Below are 967 nucleotides of genomic sequence, written 5' to 3'. Positions count from 1 at the left end.
GCTCGGGTCCGTGGGCGGTTTCTCTGGTCGGGGTGGGTGTCGTCGCGGCCATCGTCAGACCACCTCCTCTGTTCCCGCTTTGCGCATGTAGGTGGTGACCATGACGAGGATGAGGGCCATGAGCAGGAAGGACATGGCCGCGGCGGTCGGGTAGTCCAGCACGTTGAGGAACTGTTTCTGGATGGCGTTGCCGACCATCTGCTCCGAGGGGGAGCCGAGGAGTTGGGCGTTGATGTAGTCGCCGGAGGCGGGGATGAAGGTGAGCAGGGTGCCGGCGACGACGCCGGGCAGGGAGAGCGGGAAGGTGACGCGGCGGAAGGTGGTGGCGGGGCTGGCGTACAGGTCGCGGGCGGCTTCGTGCAGGGCCGGGTCGACGCGTTCCAGCGAGGCGTAGAGCGGGAGGATCATGAACGGCAGGAAGTTGTAGGTGAGTCCGCACACCACGGCGAGCGGGGTGGCGAGCACCCGGTCGCCGCTGGTCAGGCCGAGCCAGGCGGTGACGTCGAGGATGTGCAGGGCGTCGAGGGCGGCGACGACGGGTCCGCTGTCGGCGAGGATCGTCTTCCAGGCGAGGGTGCGGATGAGGAAGCTGGTGAAGAACGGCGCGATGACCATGACCAGCAGCACGTTGCGCCAGCGTCCGGCGCGGAAGGCGAGCAGGTAGGCGAGCGGGTAGCCGATGAGCAGGCACAGCACGGTGGCGGTGGCTGCGTAGGCGAAGGACCGCAGGAAGTGGCCGCCGTACTCGCGCAGCGCCTCCCAGTAGACGCCGAAGTTCCAGGTGACCCGGTAGCCCTCCTCCAGGGAGCCGGTCTGGATGGAGGTGGAGGCCTGGTAGACGAGGGGTGCGACGAAGAAGACGGCGAGCCACACGGCGGCGGGCAGCAGCAGCCAGTAGGCGGTGAGGTCGCGGCGGCCCGGCGGCGGGGGTGGCGGCGTGTCGGCGGCCTCACCGGTGGCGGTGGTG

At 69.5% G+C, this 967-nt stretch carries 1 protein-coding gene; it reads right to left on the bottom strand.

From position 1 onward, the window contains the following. Window positions 1-54: 54 nt before the first annotated feature. A partial coding sequence (locus FNX44_RS27155) for an ABC transporter permease (RefSeq protein WP_143651607.1) occupies window positions 55-967 on the bottom strand: 913 nt, incomplete at its 5' end.

It is taken from the genome of Streptomyces alkaliterrae (assembly GCF_007097205.2).
GTDB classification, from domain to species: domain Bacteria; phylum Actinomycetota; class Actinomycetes; order Streptomycetales; family Streptomycetaceae; genus Streptomyces; species Streptomyces alkaliterrae.
The sequence above is the reverse complement of the archived record's forward strand: the minus strand, read 5'-3'. Positions and strand labels throughout refer to the sequence as shown.